This window comes from Geodermatophilus sp. SYSU D00697 (assembly GCF_054050175.1).
In genome coordinates, this window is the sequence record NZ_JBJGYV010000015.1 from 82,121 (window position 1) to 103,004 (window position 20,884).

The 20,884-nt window shown below is 76.3% G+C and carries 25 protein-coding genes; 5 read left to right on the forward strand and 20 right to left on the reverse strand.

Annotation, left to right across the window (positions count from 1 at the left end):
• Window positions 1–44: 44 nt before the first annotated feature.
• The 11 genes from ACI79C_RS14575 to ACI79C_RS14625 all read right to left on the reverse strand — a co-directional run bounded on the left by ACI79C_RS14575 (window position 45) and on the right by ACI79C_RS14625 (window position 8,939).
• On the reverse strand, window positions 45–236 hold the full coding sequence (locus ACI79C_RS14575; protein ID WP_456946378.1) for a hypothetical protein: 192 nt from the start codon (window positions 234–236) through the stop codon (window positions 45–47).
• A gap of 149 nt (window positions 237–385) precedes the next feature.
• A complete protein-coding gene (locus tag ACI79C_RS14580) occupies window positions 386–655 on the reverse strand; it encodes an acylphosphatase (protein WP_456946379.1) in 270 nt (89 codons plus the stop codon).
• The gene (gene mutM / locus ACI79C_RS14585; RefSeq protein WP_456946380.1) at window positions 652–1,563 is read right to left on the reverse strand and encodes a bifunctional DNA-formamidopyrimidine glycosylase/DNA-(apurinic or apyrimidinic site) lyase; all 912 of its coding nucleotides are present in this window, start codon (window positions 1,561–1,563) and stop codon (window positions 652–654) included. The genes ACI79C_RS14580 and mutM overlap by 4 nt, the downstream gene beginning before the upstream one ends.
• 6 nt (window positions 1,564–1,569) lie before the next feature.
• Complete coding sequence (gene rnc, locus ACI79C_RS14590) at window positions 1,570–2,379, reverse strand: ribonuclease III (RefSeq protein WP_456946381.1); 810 nt, start codon at window positions 2,377–2,379, stop codon at window positions 1,570–1,572.
• A 20-nt stretch (window positions 2,380–2,399) separates the two neighbouring features.
• Window positions 2,400–2,579, reverse strand: a complete 180-nt coding sequence (rpmF, locus tag ACI79C_RS14595; protein WP_456922146.1) for a 50S ribosomal protein L32 — start codon at window positions 2,577–2,579, stop codon at window positions 2,400–2,402.
• A gap of 2 nt (window positions 2,580–2,581) precedes the next feature.
• Window positions 2,582–3,229, reverse strand: coding sequence for a YceD family protein (locus tag ACI79C_RS14600; protein WP_456946382.1), 648 nt, complete (start codon window positions 3,227–3,229; stop codon window positions 2,582–2,584).
• Between the two features lie 144 nt (window positions 3,230–3,373).
• Window positions 3,374–4,066, reverse strand: a complete 693-nt coding sequence (locus ACI79C_RS14605; RefSeq protein WP_456946383.1) for a hypothetical protein — start codon at window positions 4,064–4,066, stop codon at window positions 3,374–3,376.
• Complete coding sequence (gene coaD / locus ACI79C_RS14610) at window positions 4,063–4,548, reverse strand: pantetheine-phosphate adenylyltransferase (RefSeq protein ID WP_456946384.1); 486 nt, start codon at window positions 4,546–4,548, stop codon at window positions 4,063–4,065. Before coaD ends, ACI79C_RS14605 begins: the two co-directional genes overlap by 4 nt.
• Window positions 4,545–5,099, reverse strand: coding sequence for a 16S rRNA (guanine(966)-N(2))-methyltransferase RsmD (gene rsmD, locus ACI79C_RS14615; RefSeq protein WP_456946385.1), 555 nt, complete (start codon window positions 5,097–5,099; stop codon window positions 4,545–4,547). The genes coaD and rsmD overlap by 4 nt, the downstream gene beginning before the upstream one ends.
• A 58-nt stretch (window positions 5,100–5,157) precedes the next feature.
• Window positions 5,158–7,341, reverse strand: coding sequence for an ATP-dependent DNA helicase RecG (recG, locus tag ACI79C_RS14620; protein WP_456946386.1), 2,184 nt, complete (start codon window positions 7,339–7,341; stop codon window positions 5,158–5,160).
• Complete coding sequence (locus tag ACI79C_RS14625) at window positions 7,341–8,939, reverse strand: DAK2 domain-containing protein (protein WP_456946387.1); 1,599 nt, start codon at window positions 8,937–8,939, stop codon at window positions 7,341–7,343. The genes recG and ACI79C_RS14625 overlap by 1 nt, the downstream gene beginning before the upstream one ends.
• Before the next feature lie 194 nt (window positions 8,940–9,133).
• Between ACI79C_RS14625 and rpmB the strand changes: the two genes are divergently transcribed.
• The gene (gene rpmB / locus ACI79C_RS14630; RefSeq protein WP_425283681.1) at window positions 9,134–9,316 is read left to right on the forward strand and encodes a 50S ribosomal protein L28; all 183 of its coding nucleotides are present in this window, start codon (window positions 9,134–9,136) and stop codon (window positions 9,314–9,316) included.
• Between the two features lie 228 nt (window positions 9,317–9,544).
• Here the strand turns inward: rpmB and ACI79C_RS14635 are convergent, their stop codons facing one another.
• Genes ACI79C_RS14635 through ACI79C_RS14645 form a run of 3 tightly spaced genes read right to left on the reverse strand, consistent with a single transcriptional unit; the run spans window position 9,545 to window position 11,683 of the window.
• On the reverse strand, window positions 9,545–10,165 hold the full coding sequence (locus ACI79C_RS14635; protein WP_456946388.1) for a cytidylate kinase-like family protein: 621 nt from the start codon (window positions 10,163–10,165) through the stop codon (window positions 9,545–9,547).
• Entirely contained in the window at window positions 10,153–10,659 is a 507-nt protein-coding gene (locus ACI79C_RS14640) for a GNAT family N-acetyltransferase (RefSeq protein ID WP_456946389.1), read from the reverse strand. Before ACI79C_RS14640 ends, ACI79C_RS14635 begins: the two co-directional genes overlap by 13 nt.
• Window positions 10,643–11,683 (reverse strand): thiamine-phosphate kinase, encoded by a 1,041-nt coding sequence (locus ACI79C_RS14645; RefSeq protein ID WP_456946390.1) that lies wholly within the window; start codon window positions 11,681–11,683, stop codon window positions 10,643–10,645. Before ACI79C_RS14645 ends, ACI79C_RS14640 begins: the two co-directional genes overlap by 17 nt.
• Before the next feature lie 92 nt (window positions 11,684–11,775).
• Here ACI79C_RS14645 and ACI79C_RS14650 point away from each other — a divergent pair, with 92 nt between their 5' ends.
• Together ACI79C_RS14650 and ACI79C_RS14655 are read left to right on the forward strand one after the other, a co-directional pair.
• A complete protein-coding gene (locus tag ACI79C_RS14650; protein ID WP_135140864.1) occupies window positions 11,776–12,009 on the forward strand; it encodes an Lrp/AsnC ligand binding domain-containing protein in 234 nt (77 codons plus the stop codon).
• Between the two features lie 92 nt (window positions 12,010–12,101).
• The gene (locus ACI79C_RS14655; RefSeq protein WP_456946391.1) at window positions 12,102–12,629 is read left to right on the forward strand and encodes a DUF3515 domain-containing protein; all 528 of its coding nucleotides are present in this window, start codon (window positions 12,102–12,104) and stop codon (window positions 12,627–12,629) included.
• Between the two features lie 4 nt (window positions 12,630–12,633).
• Here the strand turns inward: ACI79C_RS14655 and ACI79C_RS14660 are convergent, their stop codons facing one another.
• Window positions 12,634–13,353 (reverse strand): hypothetical protein, encoded by a 720-nt coding sequence (locus tag ACI79C_RS14660; RefSeq protein ID WP_456946392.1) that lies wholly within the window; start codon window positions 13,351–13,353, stop codon window positions 12,634–12,636.
• Complete coding sequence (locus tag ACI79C_RS14665; protein ID WP_456946393.1) at window positions 13,350–14,501, reverse strand: D-alanine--D-alanine ligase family protein; 1,152 nt, start codon at window positions 14,499–14,501, stop codon at window positions 13,350–13,352. The genes ACI79C_RS14660 and ACI79C_RS14665 overlap by 4 nt, the downstream gene beginning before the upstream one ends.
• 98 nt (window positions 14,502–14,599) lie before the next feature.
• On the opposite strand from ACI79C_RS14665, the gene ACI79C_RS14670 reads away from it, so the two are divergent.
• Entirely contained in the window at window positions 14,600–15,418 is an 819-nt protein-coding gene (locus ACI79C_RS14670; protein WP_456946394.1) for a CDP-alcohol phosphatidyltransferase family protein, read from the forward strand.
• A gap of 3 nt (window positions 15,419–15,421) precedes the next feature.
• Here the strand turns inward: ACI79C_RS14670 and ACI79C_RS14675 are convergent, their stop codons facing one another.
• The 4 genes from ACI79C_RS14675 to ACI79C_RS14690 are packed head-to-tail and all read right to left on the reverse strand — an operon-like array spanning window position 15,422 to window position 20,089.
• The gene (locus ACI79C_RS14675) at window positions 15,422–17,077 is read right to left on the reverse strand and encodes a TIGR03767 family metallophosphoesterase (protein ID WP_456946395.1); all 1,656 of its coding nucleotides are present in this window, start codon (window positions 17,075–17,077) and stop codon (window positions 15,422–15,424) included.
• Window positions 17,074–18,267, reverse strand: coding sequence for a cystathionine gamma-lyase (locus ACI79C_RS14680; protein ID WP_456946396.1), 1,194 nt, complete (start codon window positions 18,265–18,267; stop codon window positions 17,074–17,076). Before ACI79C_RS14680 ends, ACI79C_RS14675 begins: the two co-directional genes overlap by 4 nt.
• Entirely contained in the window at window positions 18,264–19,283 is a 1,020-nt protein-coding gene (locus ACI79C_RS14685) for an NAD(P)H-dependent glycerol-3-phosphate dehydrogenase (RefSeq protein ID WP_456946397.1), read from the reverse strand. The genes ACI79C_RS14680 and ACI79C_RS14685 overlap by 4 nt, the downstream gene beginning before the upstream one ends.
• Window positions 19,280–20,089 carry a lysophospholipid acyltransferase family protein gene (locus ACI79C_RS14690; protein ID WP_456946398.1) on the reverse strand — a complete coding sequence of 270 codons (810 nt, stop codon included), beginning with the start codon at window positions 20,087–20,089 and terminating at the stop codon, window positions 19,280–19,282. The genes ACI79C_RS14685 and ACI79C_RS14690 overlap by 4 nt, the downstream gene beginning before the upstream one ends.
• 141 nt (window positions 20,090–20,230) lie before the next feature.
• Between ACI79C_RS14690 and cofC the strand changes: the two genes are divergently transcribed.
• The gene (gene cofC, locus ACI79C_RS14695) at window positions 20,231–20,878 is read left to right on the forward strand and encodes a 2-phospho-L-lactate guanylyltransferase (RefSeq protein WP_456946399.1); all 648 of its coding nucleotides are present in this window, start codon (window positions 20,231–20,233) and stop codon (window positions 20,876–20,878) included.
• Window positions 20,879–20,884 lie beyond the last annotated feature (6 nt).

Genomic DNA, 20,884 nt, shown 5'->3' on the forward strand with positions numbered 1-20,884 from the left:
GCGCGCTCGGGGCGAGCCTCCGGACGGGGCCGGGGCTCCGCTCGTCAGGCGAGCGCCGGCTCGGCGTTGTCGCCGGCCATGCTGAGCAGCTCGTGGGCGATGGCTGCGTCACGCTGAGCGCGCAGCTGCTGCAGTTCCTGCTCCAGCCGGCGCACCTTGGCCCGCAGGACGGCGTTCTCCTCGACTACTCGGAGCTCCGCGGGGGTGACGACGTGACCGAACAGGGCCTTGGCCATGGCGGGAACGGCCTTTCGACTGCGTTGAGGGATGACCTGCGCCCCGTACGACGGTCGGCGCGGTCCGTGTGTTCCCAGGGTGACAGGCCAGGTCACGCAGGTCAACGCCGACCCTGCACAGGTCACGTGTCGGGGGGATGTCGCGTTCGTCACCCTGTGGTGAAGTCGGTGCCGCCCCGGGCCGGTTCGTCCCGGACGTCGACCCCGGTGACCGCGCCGGGCGCCCCCGGGCCGTCCAGATCGGCCAGGACGGCAGCCACCGCGGCGTCCTCCCCCTCGAGGACGACCTCGACCCGCCCGTCCGGCAGGTTGGTCGCCGAGCCCGCCAGCCCCGCGGCCTCGGCCCGGCCGCGCACGAACCACCGGTAGCCGACCCCCTGGACCGAGCCGGACACCACGGCGACCGCGCGGCGCGTCACCGCCGGGCCGCCCGCGTCCCGGCGGCCGCCCGGCGCGCGCGGGGGCGCGGCTGGCAGGACGGGCAGCTGTAGCTCGACCGGTTCATGAACGACTCGCGGACGATCGGCGTGCCGCAGCGGGGGCAGGGGCGGTCCTCCTGGCCGTAGACGGCGAGGAACCGGGAGAAGTAGCCGCTCTGGCCGTTGACGTCGACGTACAGCGAGTCGAAGGAGGTCCCGCCCTGCGCCAGGGCCTCCCCGAGCACGTCGCGGACACCGCCGAGCAGGTCCTCGACCTGGGCGCGGGTCAGCTTGTCGGTGGGGCGGGCGCCGTGCAGGCGGGCCCGCCACAGCGCCTCGTCGGCGTAGATGTTGCCGACCCCGCCGATCAGCGTCTGGTCCAGCAGCGCCCGCTTGACCTCGGTGCGCCGCCGCCGCAGGGCCGCGCTGAACCCGGCGGTGTCGAAGGAGTCGTCGAGGGGGTCGATGGCGATGTGCGCCAGCCGCGACGGGAGCCCGGCCGCGTCGCTCCCCCCGGCCTCCTCGACCGCCAGCCCGCCGAAGGTGCGCTGGTCGACGAACCGCAGCTCGCGGCCGCCGTCGGTGAAGGTGAAGCGCGCCCGCAGGTGCGTCTCGTCGGGCTGGGACGGCTTCTCGACCAGCAGCTGGCCGCTCATCCCCAGGTGCGCGACCAGCGCGGCACCGACCGGGGTGCCGTCGGGCTCGGCGAGCGGCAGCCACAGGTACTTGCCGCGGCGGCGGGCCGCGGTGAGCGTGCGGCCGGTCAGCGCCGCGACGAAGTGGTCGGTGCCCTCCAGGTGCCGGCGCACCGCGCGCGGGTGGGTCACCTCGACGGAGGCGACGGTGCGCCCGGCGGCCCAGCGCTCCAGGCCGCGCCGGACCACCTCGACCTCGGGCAGCTCGGGCACGGCGGGTCAGCCCTCGGCGGGTGCGGCCGACGCGGGGTCACCGTCGGCGGGCGACGCGGACAGTGCGCGCCACGCCGCCTCGGCGGCCTCCTGCTCGGCGGCCTTCTTCGTGCGGCCCGACCCGCGGCCGCGGACGGTGCCGTCGAGGACGACGTCCGCGCTGAAGGTCTTCGCGTGGTCGGGGCCCTCGTCCTGGACCACGTAGGTCGGGGCACCCAGGCCGAGGGCGGCGCCGAGCTCCTGCAGGCTGGTCTTCCAGTCCAGTCCGGCGCCACGGGTGGCGGCCTGGTCCAGGAGCGGGTCGAACAACCGGTGCACGATGGCGGCCGCGGCGTCCAGGCCGAGACCGACGTGGACGGCGCCGATCAGCGCCTCGACCGCGTCGGCGAGGATCGAGTCCTTCTCCCGGCCGCCGGTGGTCTCCTCACCGCGCCCGAGCAGCAGGTGCGGGCCGAGGCCGCCGGCGCCGAGCCGCCGCGCCACCCCCGCCAGGGAGGTCATGTTGACCACCGAGGCGCGCAGCTTCGCCAGCCGGCCCTCGGGCAGCTCGGGGTGGCGGCGGTACAGCTCGTCGGTGACGACCAGGCCGAGCACCGAGTCCCCGAGGAACTCCAGGCGCTCGTTGGTGGGCAGCCCGCCGTTCTCGTACGCGTAGGACCGGTGGGTCAACGCCAACGCCAGCAGGCCGCCGGGCAACTCGACGCCCAGGGCGTCGCGGAGCCAGGCGGCCGACCGTTCGGCGTGTGCCTGCCCCGCCGGCGAGCGGCCGGGAGCCCCTCCCGGTGCGGGTGGGGTCCCGGTGACCGACGTCGCCACGGCGGGCCGACTCGTGGCGGTCAGACCGAGAGGACCTGACGGCCCTCGTACTGGCCGCAGTTCGGGCAGGCCTGGTGCGGCGGCTTGAGCTCGCCACAGGCCCGGTTCGGGCACGGCGAGAGCGTGGGAGCGGACGCCTTCCACTGCGAGCGACGCATGCGGGTGTTGGCGCGGGACATCTTCCGCTTCGGGACGGCCACGGTCAGTTCTCCTCTGGGTTGTCCGCACCGGGGGTGCCCGGTTCGGAAGCGAATCGGTCGGCCTGCGAGGCACCGAAGCGTTGTGCCAGTCCGGCCCAGCGCGGGTCGAGCACCTCGTGGGTGTGGTCGGCCGGCAGGTCGTCGAGCCGCTGACCGCAGTCCACGCACAGCCCCGAGCAGTCCTCGGTGCAGGTGGGCGCCAGCGGCAGGCTGAGGACGACGAGGTCGCGGACCATCGGCTCGAGGTCGAGGTGGTCGGCCTCGACCCGCCGGACCTCGTCCTCCTCGCTGGTGGCCTCGGTGGTGCTGCCCTCGTAGGCGAACAGCTCCTGGACGTCGAGCTGGAGGGTGTCCTCGACCGGCTCCAGGCACCGCGCGCACGAGCCGACCAGCGGGACCTCCACGTCACCGGAGACCAGCACGCCCTCCATCACCGACTCCAGCCGCAGCCGGAGCTGGACCTGCGCCCCCTCGGGGACGCCGATCAGCTCCACCTTCCAGTCCGCGGGAGCCGGGATGGTCCGGTCCAGCTCCTGCAGGGAGCCGGCCCGTCGACCCAGTTCCCGCAGGTCCACGCGCCAGGGGTTGGCAGCGGGGCGCCGGGCGTCCGGGGACGCGGCGCCGGAGCGGGGCGGCTGAGCGGCAGGCATGTCGGTACTCGCGGTAGGCAGCGGGGAGGGGCCGGCCGGGGCGCGAGGCCTCCGGCGGTCGACCGGAGAACCAGCCTACCCGATGCCCGGACGGCGCCGTCCGCGCCGACCGGGTGAGGCCACCCACCCGCCGGCGGTCCTCCTTCAGGACTCCCGGAGCGCGGAGCGGGCCTTCTCCACCGAGCGCACCATGCGCTCGAGGGTGGCACCGAAGTCGGCCAGCCGGGTGTCGACGTACTGGTCGACCTCCGCGCGCATGCGGGCGACGTCGGCAGCGGTCTGCGCACCGAGCTCGTCGGCTCGGCTGACCGCGCCGCGGTAGACCTCGGTCTCGCTGATGAGCCGCTCGTGCTCGGCCGCGGCCGCGGCGAGGACCTCGGCGTGCTGGGCCTGGGCGTCGGCCAGCACCGCCTCGTGGTGCTGGCGGGCCTCCGCCACGATCCGCTCGGCCTCCTCCTCGGCCTGCGCCAGCAGCTCCTCGGCCTCGGCCTGTGCCCGGGCGAGGAGCTCGTCGCGCTGCCGACGGGCGGTGCCGAGGATCTCCTCGCGCTGCCGCCGGGCGGAGCCGACCACCTGCTCGCTCTCGCTGCGGGTCCGACCGGTCAGCCGCTCGGCCTCGGCCTGCGCCTGCTGGAGGATCTCGGTGCGCTGCTCGACGATCGCGCCGGCCTTGTGCACCTCCTCGGGGAGGTTCTCCCGGAGGTCGTCGAGCAGGTCGAGCAGGACGTCGCGGGGGACCATGCACGAGCCACCGGACATCGGCACGTTGCGGGCGTTCTCGATGACGCTGCTGAGCTCGTCGACGGTCTCGTACAGCCGGTACACGACCTCCGTCACGACACACCCCGCTCCCGGTGGGCCAGCAGCCGCGCGTGCACGGCCTTGGGGACGAGGCTGGAGACGTCCCCGCCGAAGGTGGCGATCTGCTTGACCAGGCTCGAGGACAGGTGCCCGACCTGCGGCGCGGTGGGCACGAACAGCGTCTCCACGCCGGCCAGCTCCCGGTTCATCTGCGCCATCTGCAGCTCGTATTCGAAGTCGCTGACCGCCCGCAGCCCCTTCACGATCACCGGGATGTCGTGGTCCCGGCAGTAGTCGACCAACAGCCCCTGGAAGCTGTCGACGGTGACGTTGGGCAGGCCTGCGACGGCGTCCCGGAGCAGCTCCATGCGCTCGTCGACGGTGAACAGGCCGGCCTTGCCGGGGTTGACCAGCACGGCGACCACCAGCTCGTCGTACAGCGCCGCGGCGCGGTTGATGACGTCGACGTGGCCGTTGGTGACCGGGTCGAACGAGCCGGGGCAGACCGCGCGCCTCACGGACAGCGACCGTACCGGAGCACGGCCTCCCCGTAGCGGCGGTCGCGCAGTCCGCGCAGGGGTGTCGGCCACTCCCAGGGCTCCTCGCGGGACGAGCGCTCGACCACGACCACGGCGTCTGGCGCCAGCCACTCCCCCGCGACCAGCGCCTCGAGGACGGCGAGGACCTCCGCCACCGGCGTGGCGTAGGGCGGGTCGGCGAGCACGAGGTCGAACCGGGCCGGCGGCGGCCCGGCCACCACGGTGGGCACCGACCCGGCGACCACCCGCCCGCCGGGCAGGCCGACGGCGGCCAGGTTGGCCTCGAGCACCGGCAGCACGCGCGGCCCGGACTCGACGAACACCACCTGCTGCGCGCCCCGGCTCAGCGCCTCCAGCCCGAGGGCACCGGAGCCGGCGTAGAGGTCCAGGACCGTGGCGCCCTCGAGGTCCAGCAGCGTGGAGAGGCTGTTGAACATGCCCTCCCGGGCGCGGTCGCCGGTGGGCCGCACCCCCGACGGCGGGACCTTGAGCCGCCGTCCACGGGCGACCCCGGAGATCAGCCGGGTCACGGCTCCGTCCCGGGGCCCGCCCCGAGCCCGCGGGGGGTGCGGAGGTCGGGGTCCTCCCTCATGCCTTCTCCAGGTACGTGGCCCGCTCGTCGGTGGCCAGCGCGGCGACCTCCATCGCCAGCCCCGGGAAGTCGGCCAGGCCGCGCTCGGTCGACAGCAGCGCGCTCGCCTCGACGCGGGCCTCGGCGATGAGCTCCTCGTCCTCGAGCAGCGACAGCAGGCGGACCCCCGACCGGTTGCCGGACTGCGCGGCGCCGAGCACGTCGCCCTCGCGGCGGGTCTCGAGGTCGAGGCGGGCCAGCTCGAAGCCGTCGGAGGTGGCGGCGACCGAGGCCAGCCGCTGACCGGTGGCCGAGGCGCTGGGCGCCTCGCTCACCAGGAGGCACAGCCCCTCGTGCCTGCCGCGCGCGACGCGGCCCCGCAGCTGGTGCAGCTGGCTGACGCCGAAGCGGTCGGCGTCCATCACCACCATGACGGTGGCGTTGGGGACGTCGACGCCGACCTCGACCACGGTGGTGGCGACCAGCACGTCGACCTCCGCCGCGGCGAAGGCCCGCATCCGGGCCTCCTTCTCCTCGGGCGTGAGCCGGCCGTGCAGCACCTCCAGCCGCAGCCCGGCCAGCGGGCCCTCGCGCAGCGCCTCGGCGACGTCGAGGACCGCCAGCGGCGGGCGGCGGTCCGACGTCGCCTCCTCGGCCGGCGCACCGTCGGCGTCGTCGGGCTCCTCCTCGGCACCGGCGTCCTCACCGATCCGCGGGCAGACGACGTAGGCCTGCCGCCCGGCGGCCACCTCCTCGCGCAGCCGCTCCCACGCCCGGTCCAGCCAGGCCGGCTTCTCCCGCACCGGGACCACGGAGCTGCGCACGCCGCCGCGGCCGCTGGGCAGCTGGCGCAGCGTGGAGGTCTCCAGGTCGCCGTAGACGGTCATCGCGACGGTGCGCGGGATGGGCGTGGCGGTCATGACCAGCACGTGCGGCGGCCGGTTCCCCTTGGCCCGCAGCGCGTCGCGCTGCTCGACGCCGAAGCGGTGCTGCTCGTCGACGACGACCAGGCCGAGGTCGGCGAACTCCACGGTCTCCTGCAGCAGCGCATGGGTGCCGACGACGATGCCGGCCCGGCCCTCGGCGACCTCGGCCAGCGCCGCGCGCCGGGCGGCGGCCTTGAGCGAGCCGGTGAGCAGGGTGACGCGGGTCCCGGCCGGGTCGCCGTCGAGCTCACCGGCGCGGCCGAGGGGACCCAGCAGCGCGCGGATGCCCCGGGCGTGCTGCGCGGCCAGCACCTCGGTGGGCGCCAGCAGCGCGGCCTGGCCGCCGGAGTCGACGACCTGTGCCATCGCCCGCAGCGCGACGACGGTCTTGCCCGACCCCACCTCCCCCTGCAGCAGCCGGTGCATCGGCTGCTCCCGGGACAGCTCCGCGGCCAGCTCCTCCCCCACCTCGCGCTGCCCCTCGGTGAGGGCGAACGGGAGCGCGGCGTCGACGGCGTCGAGCAGGCCGCCGGGGCGGCGCGGCCGGGCCACGCCGGGCTCGAGCGCAGCGGCCCGGCGCCGCGCGGCGAGGGTCAGCTGGAGGGTCAGCGCCTCGTCCCACTTGAGCCGGTGCTCGGCGTGCTCGACGTCCTCGGCCGAGGTCGGCCGGTGGATGTCCAGCAGCGCCGCGGGCAGGCTCGGCAGGCCGTGCCGGGCGCGGATCTCCTCGGGCAGCGGGTCGTCGACGAACCCGAAACCGCCCCCGGCGTCGAGCAGCAGCTTCACCGAGCGCTGGATCACCCAGCTGGAGACGTCCTTGGTGGCCGGGTAGATCGGGATGAGCGCGCGCGCCCAGTCCTCGTCGTCGTCACCGGTCATGAGGTGGCAGTCGGGGTGGGCGAACTGCTTGGCGTTGCGGTACTCGCCGACCGTGCCGGCGAACAGCCCCCAGGCGCCCTCCCGGAGGTTGGCGTGCCTGCGGTTGAAGAACACCAGCTGCATGGAGCCCGCGCCGTCGCCGACGGTGACCTCGGTGAGGCTGCCGGGGCGGTTGCGCATCTTCCGCGTGGTGACCTTGCGCACCTGGGCGAGGACGGTGACGCGGTCGCCGACCTGGAGGTCCTCGAGCTTGGTCATCTCCCCGCGGCGGGCGTAGCGGCGCGGGTAGTGCCGCAGCAGGTCGCGGACGGTGTACAGCCCCAGCGACTCCCCCATCGCCTTCGCCGTCTTCGCGCCGAGCACCCGGTCGAGCCGGGTCGTCATCTCGACCGCCATCACTCCACCCCCACCTGGAGCGGGACCACGCCGGGCCCGACGTCGTAGCGGGTCACCTCGACCAGCGGGTGGGTCGTGGCGACGTGGGCGCAGACGGCCGCGCCGAGCGCCGGGTCGGGGCCGACGACGAGGGTCACCAGCTCCCCGCCGGCCGAGAGCATCCGGTCCAGCAGCTCGCAGGAGACCCCGGCGAGGTCCTCCCCGATGAGCACCACGTCGCCCTCCGCGGAGCCGAGGACGTCACCGCGCCGGCAGGGTCCGGCGCTGGTCAGGGCCTCCTGCTCGGCCAGGGTGACCTCGGCCCAGCGGGTGGCGGCGGCTGCCTCGGCCATCGTGATGACGTCGTCGGAGAAGCGGCGCGAGGGGTCGGCGACGGCGATCGCGGCCAGCCCCTGCAGCGGCGAGCGGGTCGGGACGACGGCCACGTCGCGGTCGGCCTCGCGGGCGCGCTCGGCGGCGCGGGCGGCCGGCGCGGTCAGGGCCGCGTCGTTGGGCAGGACGACGACCGTGGCGGCGGCCGAGTCGATGATCGCGGCGAGCACGTCGTCCTCGGTGACGCCGTCCGGACCGCACGGGACCACCCGGACGCCCTCCCCGGCGAACAGCCCGGCCAGCCCCTCGCCGGACACGATCGCGACGACCGCCCGCGCTCCCGGCACCGGAGCCGGGGGGCGCACCGGCGCCAGCGGGGTGACCGAGATCCGGTACGGGCGGCCCGCCTCGATCCCGGCCTCGATCGCGGCGCCGACGTCGGTGGTGTGGACGTGCACGTTCCACTCCCGGCCCGACGGGGTGTCCACGCCCACCACCACCAGGCTGTCGCCGAGCGCGGCGAGCCGGTCCTGCAGCCGGGTCACGGTCGCCTCGTCGCTGTCGGCCAGCAGGTACTGCACCTCGCTGCCCGGGCCCGCCGGCGGCTGGTGCGGCCGGTCGCCGCCGTGGTCGTGGTCGTGGGCGGCGACGACCAGCGGGGGGCGGGCCGGCTCGACCCCGGTGACCGTGGCGACCAGCGCGTCGAGCACCAGGCAGAGCCCGGCGCCTCCGGCGTCGACGACGCCCGCCTCGCGCAGTGCGGCCAGTTGCCCGGGTGTGGCCTCGAGGGCGGCGCGGGCACCGTCGGCCGCCGCCCGGACGACGTCGGCGAGCTCGCCGCGGCCCTCGGCGACCGCCGCCACCGCGGCCTCACCGCCGGCGCGGGCCACGGTGAGGAAGGTGCCCTCCTCGGGGTCGGCGACCGCGGCGTAGGCGGCGTCGGCGGCCTTCTGCAGCGCGGCGGCGAACGTCGGCCCGTCGGCGGGACCGGCGTCGGTGAGCTGGTCGGCCAGCCCGCGGAGGAGCTGGGCGAGGATCGTGCCGGAGTTGCCGCGGGCGCCGAGCACCGCGCCGCGGGCCAGCGGGGCCCACGCCGGCTCGGCGCTCCCCCGCTCCTCGAGCTCGGCGAGGGCCGCCCGGGCGGTCAGCAGGAGGTTCGTGCCGGTGTCCCCGTCGGGCACGGGGAAGACGTTGAGGTCGTCGAGCCGCCCGCGGGACGCGGACAGGCCGGCGACCGCGGCCCGGCACCACTGACCGACCGCGGCGTCGTCGAGCGCCCGCAGCACGAGGCGGAGGGTACCCAGGTGGGCCGACACGGCCCGGGCGACGACCCGTCCGGGCGGGGCCGCGACGGCGGTTCCCGGCAGGCGCGGCGACGGCCGCGACGGGAAGCGGTTAGACTGGCCGACGGTCTTGTGCGGGCGCGTGTCGCGCACCGCTCGTCTGAACGATTCTCTGGGAGTGATCCACCGTGGCTGCCGTGTGCGATGTCTGTGGCAAGGGGCCCGGTTTCGGTATGTCGGTGTCTCACTCGCACCGCCGCACGCCGCGCCGTTGGAACCCGAACATCCAGTCCGTGCGGGCGCTGGTCGCCCCCGGCAACCGTCGCCGGATCAACGCGTGCACCTCGTGCATCCGCGCCGGCAAGGTCGTCCGCGCCTGACGCGACGACCGCACCGAACACCCCGGCCCCGGCCGGGCGAGGACCCCGGAGGTCGACGACCTCCGGGGTCCTCCGCTGTCTCCACCGCCGTCCTCCCGGACGGCACCACGGCCAGGAGCCGTCCCCGGCCGACTGAGCCGCTGCCGGATGTCCCGGTCGGGGGGCCTCCGCCCCGCGACCGGTCCACCCGCGGCCTCGCGCCGTCCCCGGCGTCGAACCGGGCTCCCGTCAGATCCCGCGGGCGCGGGCGGCGGTGACCACCAGGTCGACGACCGCGTCCAGCGGCAGCGCGGTGCTGTCGACGACCAGGTGGTAGAGCGCCGGCGAGGCCGGGTCGCACCGGTAGAAGTGCCGCACGTAGGCCTCCCGCGCGGCGTCGTTGGCCGCCATCTCCCGCCGCACCTCCTCGCGCGGCCGGCCGCTGCGCGCCACCGCGGACGCCAGCCGGCGCTCGGGCGGACCGTCGAGCCGTACGTGCAGGGCGTCAGCGCGGTCGCCGAGGACCAGCGCCGCCGCCCGGCCGAGGACCACACCGCCGGGCCCGTCGGCGATCTCGCCCAGGACGCGCTCGGTCTGCTGCCGGAAGGCGCGCTCGTCCGGCAGCTGGGTGACCGGCACCACGCCGCCGACCGGGTCGGGCATCGTGCCGAGGGAGGCCACCAGGCGCCAGAGCCCACGGGCGACCTTCTCGTCGTTGGCCTCCGCCTCGCTCAGCGGGACGCCGAGCCGGCCGGCCACCTGCGCCGGGATCGCCCGGTCGTGGAAGGTCAGCCCGAGCCGCTCGGCGACCGCGGTGCCGACCTCCGCACCGGCGGCCCCGTACGCGGCCGAGATCGTCACGATGCCCACGCCCGCTCCTCCCCACCCGGTGGCGGCAGCTCCTTGCCCAGGAACACCGCCCCGGGCGCCTCGGCGTAGACGCCGTAACCGGCGACCGGTGTGTACCCCAGGGCGGCGTAGAGGGCCAGCGCCTCGGGCTGCCGGTCACCGGAGTTGAGCACCACCGCCCGGTGGCCCGCCGCGGCCGCGGTGCGCTCCAACTCCGCCATGAGCAGCTGCGCGAGCCCGCGGCGTCGGAACGCCGGCTCGACGTACACCCGCTTGACCTCGACCACACCCTCGTCGTGCACCCGCCACGCACCGCACCCGGCGGGGACGCCGTCCACCTCGGCGACGAGGAACAGCCCGGCCGGCGGCGCGAACTCCGCGGGGTCCACGACGGCCCCGTCCGGCCCGCCGTAGCGGGTGACGTACTCCTGCTGGACCCGCGCGACCAGCCGGCGCGCGACCGGGTCGTCGTAGGGCACCGCGCGCAGCACGGCCGCCTCACCGGAAGTGGACATGCCCGGTCCCTCCCGCGCCGACGGCCTCGGCCACCTCGGCGGCCGGCACGCCGTCCACCCGCACGCCCGGGGACCCCTTCGCCGCCCGGACCGTGCCGATCGCCGTCCACCCGGCGGGCAGCGTCGTCCGCTTCGGGAAGGTGGCCAGGAACGCGTGGTCCTCACCCCCGGTGAGGACCCACGCCAGCGGGTCCCCGCCCAGTGCCGCCGCGACCTGCTGCATCGGCCCGGGGGGCTCGAGGGTGGCCCGCACCAGCGCGGCGCGGTCGACGTCCACCACCACGCCGCTGTCGTCGGCCAGGTGCCCGGCGTCGGCCAGCAGGCCGTCGCTGACGTCGCACATCGCCGTCGCGCCGGCGTCTGCCGCGGCCGGGCCGGCGGCGTAGGGCGGCGCCGGTCGCCGGTGCGCGGCCACCGCCGCCGCGGGGCTGGTGAACCCCCGCCGCAGCACCGCCAGCCCGCAGGCCGACCAGCCCAGCCGGCCGGCCAGGGCGAGCACGTCGCCCGGCCGGGCGCCGGAGCGCAGCACCGGGGCCCGCCCGCCGAGGTCGCCGAGGGCGGTCACCGAGAGGACGACGCCGGAGCTGTCCGGCGCCGCGGAGACGGTGTCCCCGCCGACGACGGCCGCGCCCAGCGGCGCGCACTCCTCGGCCAGCCCCGTGGCGACGCCCTCCAGCCAGGCGGTCGAGGTGTCCGGCGGGCAGGCCAGCCCCACCAGGAGTGCGGTCGTGACGCCGCCCATCGCGGCGACGTCGGCCAGGTTGGCCGCCGCCGCCTTGTGCCCGACGTCCTCCGCCGACGACCAGTCCCGCCGGAAGTGCCGGCCCTCCACCAGGACGTCGGTGGTCGCCACCACCCGGCCGTCGGGGACGCGCAGCACCGCTGCGTCGTCCCCCGGGCCGACCTCGGCGACCCGCGCCGTGCCCGACCGGGACAGCACCCGCGCGATCACCCCGAACTCGCCGACGACCCGCACGCTGTCGGCCGGGTCGTCCCGGGGCACCAGGGGACGGGGACGAGTCACCGGTCCCCCTCCCCCGCTGAGGTAGGTTGCCGAACTGTCCGCCCGCCGGTGCGGACGCCGCATCGGCAGCGCTGCCCGAGGAAAGGTCTCCCGTGGTCCACGCCTACATCCTCATCCAGACCGAAGTCGGCAAGGCCGCCCAGGTCGCGTCGACGATCAGCCAGATCTCGGGCGTGACCAAGGCCGAGGACGTGACCGGTCCCTACGACGTCATCGTGCGGGCCGAGGCCGAGACCGTCGACGAGCTCGGCCGCCTCGTGGTCGCGCGGGTGCAGTCGGTCGACGGCATCACCCGCACGCTCACCTGCCCCGTCGTCAACATCTGACCGCGCTGACCGAGCAGCCCCCGGACGACGCGCCGGCCCCCGAGGGGCGGCCGGCCCGTCCCGACGACCCGCTGCGGCGGATCTCCCTGGTCGTGACGGTGGTCGCCGTCCCGCTGGTCGTCGTCCTGCTGGTGCTCACGCGGGTCCTCGGGGACGACGGCGGCACCGGGGGCGACGGCGGGTCCGGGGTCGCCGAGGTCGAGGGCGCCCCGTCGACCGGCCGCGCGGACCTGCCACCGTTGCCGGTGGAGGTGCCGCCGGTGACCCCGGAGGCCGACGCGTCCTGCCCCGCGCTGATGTCCGCGCTGCCGCTGGATCTGACCGGGGAGCCCTCCCGCCCGGTGCAGTCCGACAGCCCGTTCGCCTACGCGTGGGGCGACCCCGCGATCGTGCTGGTGTGCGGCGTCGACCGTCCGGCGGGGCTGGAGGCGACCTCCCCGCTGATCCAGATCAACGGCGTGAACTGGTTCGTCGACACCAGCGACCCCGACGTCGTCGTCTGGACCACCGTGGACCGGGCCGTCCACGTGCAGGTCACCGTCTCGGCCGACACCGACAGCGCCCCGGTCACCGCCCTCGGGCCGGTCATCAACGACGCCCTCCCGGCCCAGCAGCCCTGACCGGTCAGGACGGCGGCAGCCGCTCCAGCTGGGCCTCGAGCACCGCGTGCACCTCCTGGGAGGCCGCGGTGACCGAGTCGGCGACCGCGGTCACGCCGACGCTGTACACGCCGTGCCCGCACCAGGCGAACGCCGCCGGCCCGGACAGCCCGGCGGCCGGCTCGGCGTCCTCCACGGTGAGCAGCCGGCAGCCGCCGGGCAGGTGCGGCGGGTCCTCCCGCAGCACGCCGTCGTAGAGCTCCGCCTCGTTCTCGGCGAGGTCGCGCGCGTAGTCACCGGCGCCGGAGCGGGTCGCGAACTGGTTGACGAAGACGCTGGTCACCGGTCCGGTCCCGGCGCTCCAGACCCGCTCCCAGCCGAAGCGGTAGCCGTAGTCCTCCAGCACCTGGCGCTCCCGGTCGGGGTCCTCGCCGTAGGCGGCCACGTCCTCGGCGGACTTCTCCCCCGCGGGCGGGGAGAGGTCGGTGTCGGGCACCCGGGGCAGGCCGGAGGGCACGGTGGTGACCACCAGCTCCTGCAGCTCCTCCGGGTCCGACGGCGTCGGCCCGGCCGGCACCGCGGTCGCCACGCCCTCGACGGCGGTGGCACAGCCGCAGAGGGCGGACGCCAGCACCGCCAGCAGCGGGGCCGCCCGGACCAGCCGAGCGGGCAGCCGGGCCGCCCGGACCAGCCGGGCCGGCAGCAGCGCCGTCCCGCCCCGCCGGGCCGGCACCGGCGGGGTCACCTCCCCGCGCCGCCGTCCACGGCGGGGGTGACCGCCGGGCGGGCCGTGGCCAGCGCGGCCGTGACGAGCCGGTCGACGAGCTCGGCGAAGCCCACCCCGGTCGCCGCCCACATCCGGGGGTACATCGAGATCGGGGTGAACCCGGGCAGGGTGTTCACCTCGTTGACGACGAGCCGGTCGGCGCCGTCGGGGCCGGTGCCGAGGAAGAAGTCGACGCGGGCCAGGCCCGAGCAGTCCAGCGCCAGGTAGGCGCGGCACGCGGCCTCCTGGACCGCCCGGGTCTGCTCAGGGGTGAGCTGCGCCGGGACGTCGAACTCGGCGGCATCCTCGAGGTACTTGGCACTGAAGTCGTACCAGTCGGTGCCCGGCCGCAGCCGGATCTCGGCGGGCAGGCTGGCCTCGGGCAGCCCGCCGTCGGGCCCGGCCAGCACACCGCACTCGATCTCCCGGCCCGGGACGGCGGCCTCGACGACGACCTTCGCGTCGATGTCCGCCGCGGTGGCGACGGCCGCGGGGAACTGCGCCCAGTCGGTGACCTTGCTGATCCCGATGCTGGACCCGGCGCGGGAGGGCTTGACGAAGACCGGCAGGCCCAGCCGCTCCCGGGCCGCCGGGTCGAGCACGTCCGGGTCGGCCGCCAGTGCCCCGCCGGCGTCGCGGAGCACCACGTGGTCGCCCTGCGCCAGCCCGGCCGCGGCCAGCAGCTTCTTGGTGAACTCCTTGTCCATCGACGCCGCGCTGGCGAAGACCCCCGACCCCACGTAGGGCAGGCCGGTCATCTCCAGCAGGCCCTGGATCGTGCCGTCCTCGCCGTAGGCGCCGTGCAGCACGGGGAAGACGACGTCGAGCTCGATGCGCGAGCCGCTGCCGTCCAGGCGGACCAGCCCCCTGCCGGCGGGGTCGCCCACCAGGGTCACCGCCGTCCCGCCGGTGACCTCGGGCAGCTCGCCCTCGACGATGGCCAGCCGCAGCTCGGGGTCGGGCAGCACCCACCCGCCCTCGCGGGTGATGCCGACGGGGACCACGTCGTACCGGTCGGGGTCCAGCGCCGCGAGGACGGCCCCGGCGGAGACGCAGGAGATCGAGTGTTCCGCGCTGCGGCCGCCGAAGACGACGGCGATGCGCAGCTTGCCTGCCTGTCCGCTCATCGCGGCCGACACTAGTGGAGCCGCCGGCAGCTCCCCCGGCGACCGGCGGACCGCGTGCGGCAGCGCTGCGGTCCCGGCGGTGTGGGAACCTCGACGCGATGCGCGAGAACGTGGCCGCCCGACCCGGAGAGGGCCTCCCGGGGACGACCGCCGGTGGCGAGGGCCGCCGGGCGGTCCACCCGCGTGGGCTGCGGCTGGCCGGTGCCGCCGTCCACCTCTACACCGCCAGCGGCACGGTGCTCGCGCTGCTGATCGTGCTCGCGGCCTTCGACGGCAACGCGGTCACCGCCCTGTGGCTGGGCCTCGCGGCGCTGGTCGTCGACGGCACCGACGGGATGCTGGCCCGGCGGATGCGGGTCAAGGAGACCATCCCCTGGTTCGACGGCGCCCGGCTCGACGACATCGTCGACTACCTGACCTACGCCTTCGCGCCGGTGGTCCTGCTGTGGACCACCGGCTCGCTGCCCGCCGGCGCGCTCGGGTGGGTCGTCGCCGCGCTGCCGCTGCTGGCCTCGAGCTACCAGTTCTGCCGGGTCGACGCGAAGACCGAGGACCACACCTTCCTCGGGTTCCCCAGCTACTGGAACGTGGTGGCCTTCTACGCCGTCGTCCTGGACCTGGGCCCCGCGACGATCGCCGCCGTGCTGGTGGTCTGCTCCGTGCTGGTGTTCGTCCCGGTGCGCTACCTGTACCCGTCGCGGACGCAGGCCCTGCAGGGGCTGAGCCTGGCACTGACCGCCGTCTGGCTGGGCACCTACGCCCTGCTGCTGGTCCAGGTGCCCGACCCGCACCCGGTGGTCGTCGCGCTGTCGCTGGCCTACCTGGTGTACTACGTGGGCATCAGCGGCTGGCTCACCGCGCGGGCGGCGCACCGGCGCCGGCGGGAGGACCGCACCGCGCGCCTGGCCGCCGGCTGACCCTCAGCGTCTGAGCGGCGAGCGCAGCACCAGCTCGACGTTGCGGTCCTGCGGCCCCCCGGCCAGCCCGGCGTCGAGCCCGGCCCACGGCACGTTCGCCGACAGCTCCCGGTGCAGCGAGGCCAGCCCGGCGGGCTCCCGCGCGGCCGGGTCCAGCGGGGAGGGCGGCCGCGCCGGGCTGTCGTGGTCGACCATCGTGCAGACCAGCGACAGCGTGCCGTCGCCGTTGTCGAGGAACTCCACCAGCCGCGCCTGCCCGGGCCAGTCGACGACCGCGCAGGTGGTGACCTCCCAGAAGCCCCGGCCGGCCTCCTCCGGGTGCGCCCACGGGCGCACCTCGCTCACGTGGGTGTGCCCGTTGAGCCACAGCACCACGTTGGGGAAGCGGTGCAGCAGCGCGACCAGCTCCGGGCCGCCCAGGACGCCGGCCTCCGCGGCCGGCCGCGGGTGCCAGGGGTCGTCCCGGTGCAGCGTGGAGGACCCGTGGTGGGAGATGACGACGACCAGCCGGTCGGCGTTGCCGGTGGCCACCCGGGTGCCGTCGGGCTCGACCACCACCGAGGACACCTCGCGCAGCCGCTCGGCCAGCCAGCGGGCCTGGGCAGGGTCCAGCGAGCCGTCGCCGCCCCCGGTGATGCGGGTGGTGTCCAGGCACACCACCCGGACGCCGGGCAGCCCGTCCCACGCGTAGTAGGCGGTGCCGTCGCGCAGGTTGGCCTCGGTGAACCCGTGGCCGGCCGGCTCGCCCCCGTCGGCGAGGTGGGCGGCGACGAACTCCCGGCGGTCGATGAACCGGCGCCCGGCCAGGGGGGTGATCGTGCGCGCCCCGGCCGTGGTGAAGACCTCGGAGGAGTGGGTGAACAGCCGCAGCGCGTCGTCCAGCGGCACCTCCGGTGCCAGCTCCACCGGCTTGCGGTCGGCGAGCAGGAGGCCGCCCAGGGCCGGGGTCGGGACGCCGACCCCGGCGATCAGCGCCTCGTGGTTGCCGTGGCAGCCCAGCCACGGCAGGCGCAGCCCCTGCGCGGCGAACGAGGCGAACGCCGCCTCCAGCAGCCCCGGACGGTCGGGGAAGCCGTGCCGGGCGCGGTAGATGTCCGGCTCGGGGTCGTCGCCCTCGGGGCGCCAGAAGAGGTCGTGCGGCCAGCCGGCGGCCTGCACGCCGTCGTAGGCGGACAGGCCGGCCCCGGGGGACACCCGACCGCCGCGGAGGACGGCGAGGAAGAGCTCGAGCTCGTTCCACTGGGCGTTGTCGATCGCGTCCCCGGTGGTGACCACCACCTGCAGCGGGTGCCCGGTGCGCGGGCCGCCGGAGAGCCCGTTGAGCGTCCGGACCAGCGCGTCGATCGCGTGCGCGGTGATCGCCTCCTGCGGCCGGTGCATCGGCACCAGGGCGCGCATCCGCGGGTCGGCGAAGTGCCCGTTGAAGAACTCGAAGCGGGCCGGGGAGCAGACGTCGGCCAGCTGCACGTCGGTGACGTGCGCCAGGCAGGCCAGGGGCCGCACCCCGGTGCGCGGCGGCTCCCAGGTGGAGCCGACCAGTTCCCGGCGGGTGCGGTGCGGCTCCCCGGGGTGCCAGGCGAGCGCGTGGTAGTCGGTGTCGCGGCCCCGGCGCAGCACCGGGCCCGCGCCGAGCACCCGCTCCAGCGTCGTGCGGCTCACAGGAGGTCGAGCGCGGCGGCGAGGTCGGCGACGAGGTCGGCGGTGTCCTCGATGCCGCAGGAGAAGCGGACGAAGCCCGCCGGGACCGCGTCCCCGCCCCACTGGGCCCGCCGGTCGACCGTGCTGTGCACCCCGCCGAAGCTGGTGGCCGCCGTCCACAGCCGGCTGGCGGCCACCACCTGACGCACCGCGGCCTCGTCGGCCAGCTGGGCGCACAGCACGCCGTTCGGGCGCAGCATCTGGCGAGTGGCCAGGTCGTACGACGGGTCGCCGGGGCGCCACGGCCAGCGCAGGCCGGTCACCGCCGGGTGGGCGGCCAGCAGGTCGGCCACGGCCGCCGCGGTGGCGGCCTGCCGGGCCAGCCGCAGGTCCAGCGTGCTCATCGAGCGGTGCCCGAGCCAGGCCTCGAAGGGGCCCGGGGTGCCCCCGGTGTGGTCCCGGAAGGCCTTGAGCCGGGCCCACAGCTCCTCGTCGGCGGTGCTGACGTGGCCGAGCAGCAGGTCGCTGTGCCCGGTCAGCGCCTTGGTGTCGCTACCGACGGTGAGGTCGGCGCCCAGCTCCAGCGGCCGCTGCCCGAGCGGCGTGGCGGTGGTGTTGTCGACGGCCAGGACGGCCCCGGCGGCGCGGGTGGCCTGCGCGACCGCGGTGATGTCGCAGACGTCGAGCTGCGGGTTGCTCGGCGTCTCCAGCAGGACCAGCGCGGCGCCCTCGAGGTCCCCGCGGGCAGCGACCGCCTCGATCTCCGGTGTCGGGACGTACTCCACGCGGACGCCGAAGCGCGCGAGCTCCTCGCGGGCCAGCAGCCGGGTCGCGTAGTAGCCGTCCGAGGGGAGCACGACGCGGTCCCCCGCCCGCGCGCAGGCCAGCACCGCGGCGCTGATCGCGGCCATGCCGGTGGCGAAGGACAGGCAGCGGCCGCCGTCCAGCTCGCCGACGGCGGCCTCGAAGACCCGCAGCGTCGGGTGCTCGGTGCGCGCGTAGGCGTCCGCTCCCCCGGCCCGGGGCGGTGCGTCCCCCAGGTGGTACGGGGCGGCGAAGACCGGCGAGGGACGCAGCGGCGCCCCGGGGACGGCGTCCGCCTCGCCGGCCCGGACCGACCGGGTGCCGTCCCCCCAGGCGGACCCCGCTCCCCCGGCCGCGTCCTTGGACGGTCGGCTCCCCCCGGCTCCGCTCGGGTTGCCGTCGCTCACTCCGGCTTCGCTTCGCGGGACATGATCTCCTTCACCATCTGCGTCGCCGGCACGTCCTCGTGGCAGACGCGCACGACGGCCTCGGTGAGCGGCATGTCGACCCCGTGCGCGCGGGCCAGGTCGAGGACGGGGCGGCAGCTCTTGACGCCCTCGGCGACCTGGCGGGTGGTCTGCTGGACCTCCTCCAGCGTCATCCCCCGTCCCAGCTTCTCCCCGAAGGTGCGGTTGCGCGACAGCGGCGAGCTGCAGGTGGCCACCAGGTCGCCCAGGCCCGCCAGCCCGGCGAACGTGGTCAGCTCCGCGCCGAGCGCGGTGCCCAGCCGGGCGGTCTCGGCCAGCCCGCGGGTGATCAGGGACGCGCGGGTGTTGTCCCCGAAGCCCATCCCCTCGGTGATGCCGCAGGCCAGCGCGATCACGTTCTTCACCGCCCCGCCGATCTCGCAGCCGACCAGGTCGCGGTTGGTGTAGGGCCGCAGGTAGGGCGTGTGGCAGGCGGCCTGGACCTGCGCGGCGCGCTCGTGGTCGGTGCAGGCGATGACGGTCGCGGCCGGCTGCTCCTCGGCGATCTCCCGCGCCAGGTTCGGGCCCGACAGCGCCGCCACGCGGTCGGCACCGGCCCCGGTGACCTCGCAGATCACCTGGCTCATCCGCTTGGTGCTGCCCAGCTCGATGCCCTTCATCAGCGACAGCAGGACCGCGTCGTCGGGCAGCAGCGGTGCCCACTCGACGAGGTTGTCCCGCAGCGACTGGGAGGGCACGGCGAGGACGACGATCTCCGCGTCGCGCAGCGCCTCCTCGGGGTCGGCGGTGGCCCGCAGCCGCTCCGGCAGCCGGATGCCGGGCAGGTAGTCCGGGTTCTCCCGCGTCTCGGTGATGACCTGGGCCAGCTCCGGCCGCCGCGCGTGGAGGGTGACCGCGCAGCCGGCGTCTGCGAGCACCTTGCCGAACGTCGTCCCCCACGACCCGGCGCCGAGGACGGCGGCCCGCGTGCCGGGCTCCCGTGCGGGCTGGCTCACGCGGCGCTCCCCGGCAGCTGGTCGGGCCGGCTGCGCTGCGGACGCGGCGCGAACGTCGCCGGCGCCGGCTCACCGCGCAGCTCGGCGAGCTGGTCCCGGACGGCGGACATCATCCGGTCGGTGACCTCGCGCAGCAGCTCTGCGCCCAGGGGCCGGCCGGCGCGGACCTGCGCGCGCAGGTCCGCGAGGTCCAGCGGCTCGCCGACCAGGTAGTCGGCGGGCACCCGCAGCCGCAGGTGGAGCTTCTTGGCGTGGTAGTCGTGCAGCCGCTGCGGCCCCCACTGGGCCACCGGCAGCACGACCGCGTCGGTGGTGAGCGCCAGGCGGGCCACGCCGGTGCGCGCCTCCATCGGCCACCAGTCGGGATCGCGGGTGACCGAGCCCTCCGGGTAGATGACGACGACGTTGCCGCGGGCCAGGTCGGCCTCCGCGGCGGTCAGCGAGGCGCGGGCGTCGGCCGAGCCGCGGGCCACCGGGATCTGGCCGGCGCCGCGGAGGATGCGCCCGACCACGCCGGTGAACACCGAGGCCTTGGCCAGGAAGTGCGGGACGCGGCCGCAGTCCCAGACCAGCCGCGCGCAGGCCAGCGGGTCGAGGACCGAGACGTGGTTGGCCACCACGATGACCGGCCCGGTGCGGGGGAACCGCTCGGCGTGCCGGTAGCGCACCCGGAACAGCAGGGAGACCAGCGGGTAGACGACGGCGACACACAGGGCCAGTGCCGGCGGGATCCGCCCGCGCGTGCGCCACCGCGACGGCGGACCTCCCGGTCGGCGCGCGATCCCCGGGGACCGGTCCTGGGTCACCGGCGCCCTCCCTCCTGCCTCTCCCGCGGCCTGCCGCCGCGGGACGTGATCTGCGCCCATGATCGGGCCTGGGCCCGTCCCCGCGCTGCACCGGGTCCCCGGCGCGGGAGCAGCGCCCCCTCCCGAGGCCGGTGTGGTCACATGGGACCCGTGTCAGGGTGGTCGGTCGTCGTCCCGGCGAAACGGCTCGCCGTCGCCAAGACCCGGCTGACCCCGCTGACCGCCTCCCTCGGCGGCCCGCCGGGCTCCGCCCACGCCGAGCTGGTGCTGGCCCTGCTGGCCGACACCGTGTCGGCCGCGCTCGCCTCGGCCGCCGTCGCCGAGGTCCTGGTGGTCACCGACGAGCCGCGGGCGGCCGCCGCGGTCACCGCGCTGGGCGCGCGGACGGTGCCCGACGAGCCCGACCGCGGCCTGAACCCCGCGCTCGCCCACGGCGCCCGCGCCGCCGGCAGCCGCACGGTCGCGGCGCTGTCCTCCGACCTCCCGGCACTGCGCCCCGACGAGCTGACCGCCGCGCTGACCGCGGCCGGGACGGCGCCGCGCTGCTTCGTCGCCGACGCGCAGGGCACCGGGACGACACTGCTCACCGCCGCCGGCACCGACCTCGCCCCCGCGTTCGGGGCCGGGTCGGCCGGGCGGCACCGCGCCGGCGGCGCGGTGGAGCTCACCGGGAGCTGGCCCGGGCTGGCCCGGGACGTCGACACGGCCGCCGACCTGGCCGCGGCCGTGGCCCTCGGTGTGGGCGAGCACACCGGCGCCCTGCTGGCCGGGACCCTCGAACGCCCCTGAGCGTTG

Excerpts from the sequence above, each read along its gene's own strand:
- ACI79C_RS14575 (WP_456946378.1), bottom strand. The coding sequence starts at position 236 with ATGGCCAAGGCCCTGTTCGGTCACGTCGTCACCCCCGCGGAGCTCCGA.
- ACI79C_RS14665 (WP_456946393.1), bottom strand. The coding sequence starts at position 14,501 with ATGAGCGGACAGGCAGGCAAGCTGCGCATCGCCGTCGTCTTCGGCGGC.
- ACI79C_RS14670 (WP_456946394.1), top strand. The coding sequence starts at position 14,600 with ATGCGCGAGAACGTGGCCGCCCGACCCGGAGAGGGCCTCCCGGGGACG.
- cofC (WP_456946399.1), top strand. The coding sequence starts at position 20,231 with ATGGGACCCGTGTCAGGGTGGTCGGTCGTCGTCCCGGCGAAACGGCTC.
- recG (WP_456946386.1), bottom strand. The coding sequence starts at position 7,341 with ATGGCGGTCGAGATGACGACCCGGCTCGACCGGGTGCTCGGCGCGAAG.
- ACI79C_RS14640 (WP_456946389.1), bottom strand. The coding sequence starts at position 10,659 with ATGTCCACTTCCGGTGAGGCGGCCGTGCTGCGCGCGGTGCCCTACGAC.
- ACI79C_RS14600 (WP_456946382.1), bottom strand. The coding sequence starts at position 3,229 with ATGCCTGCCGCTCAGCCGCCCCGCTCCGGCGCCGCGTCCCCGGACGCC.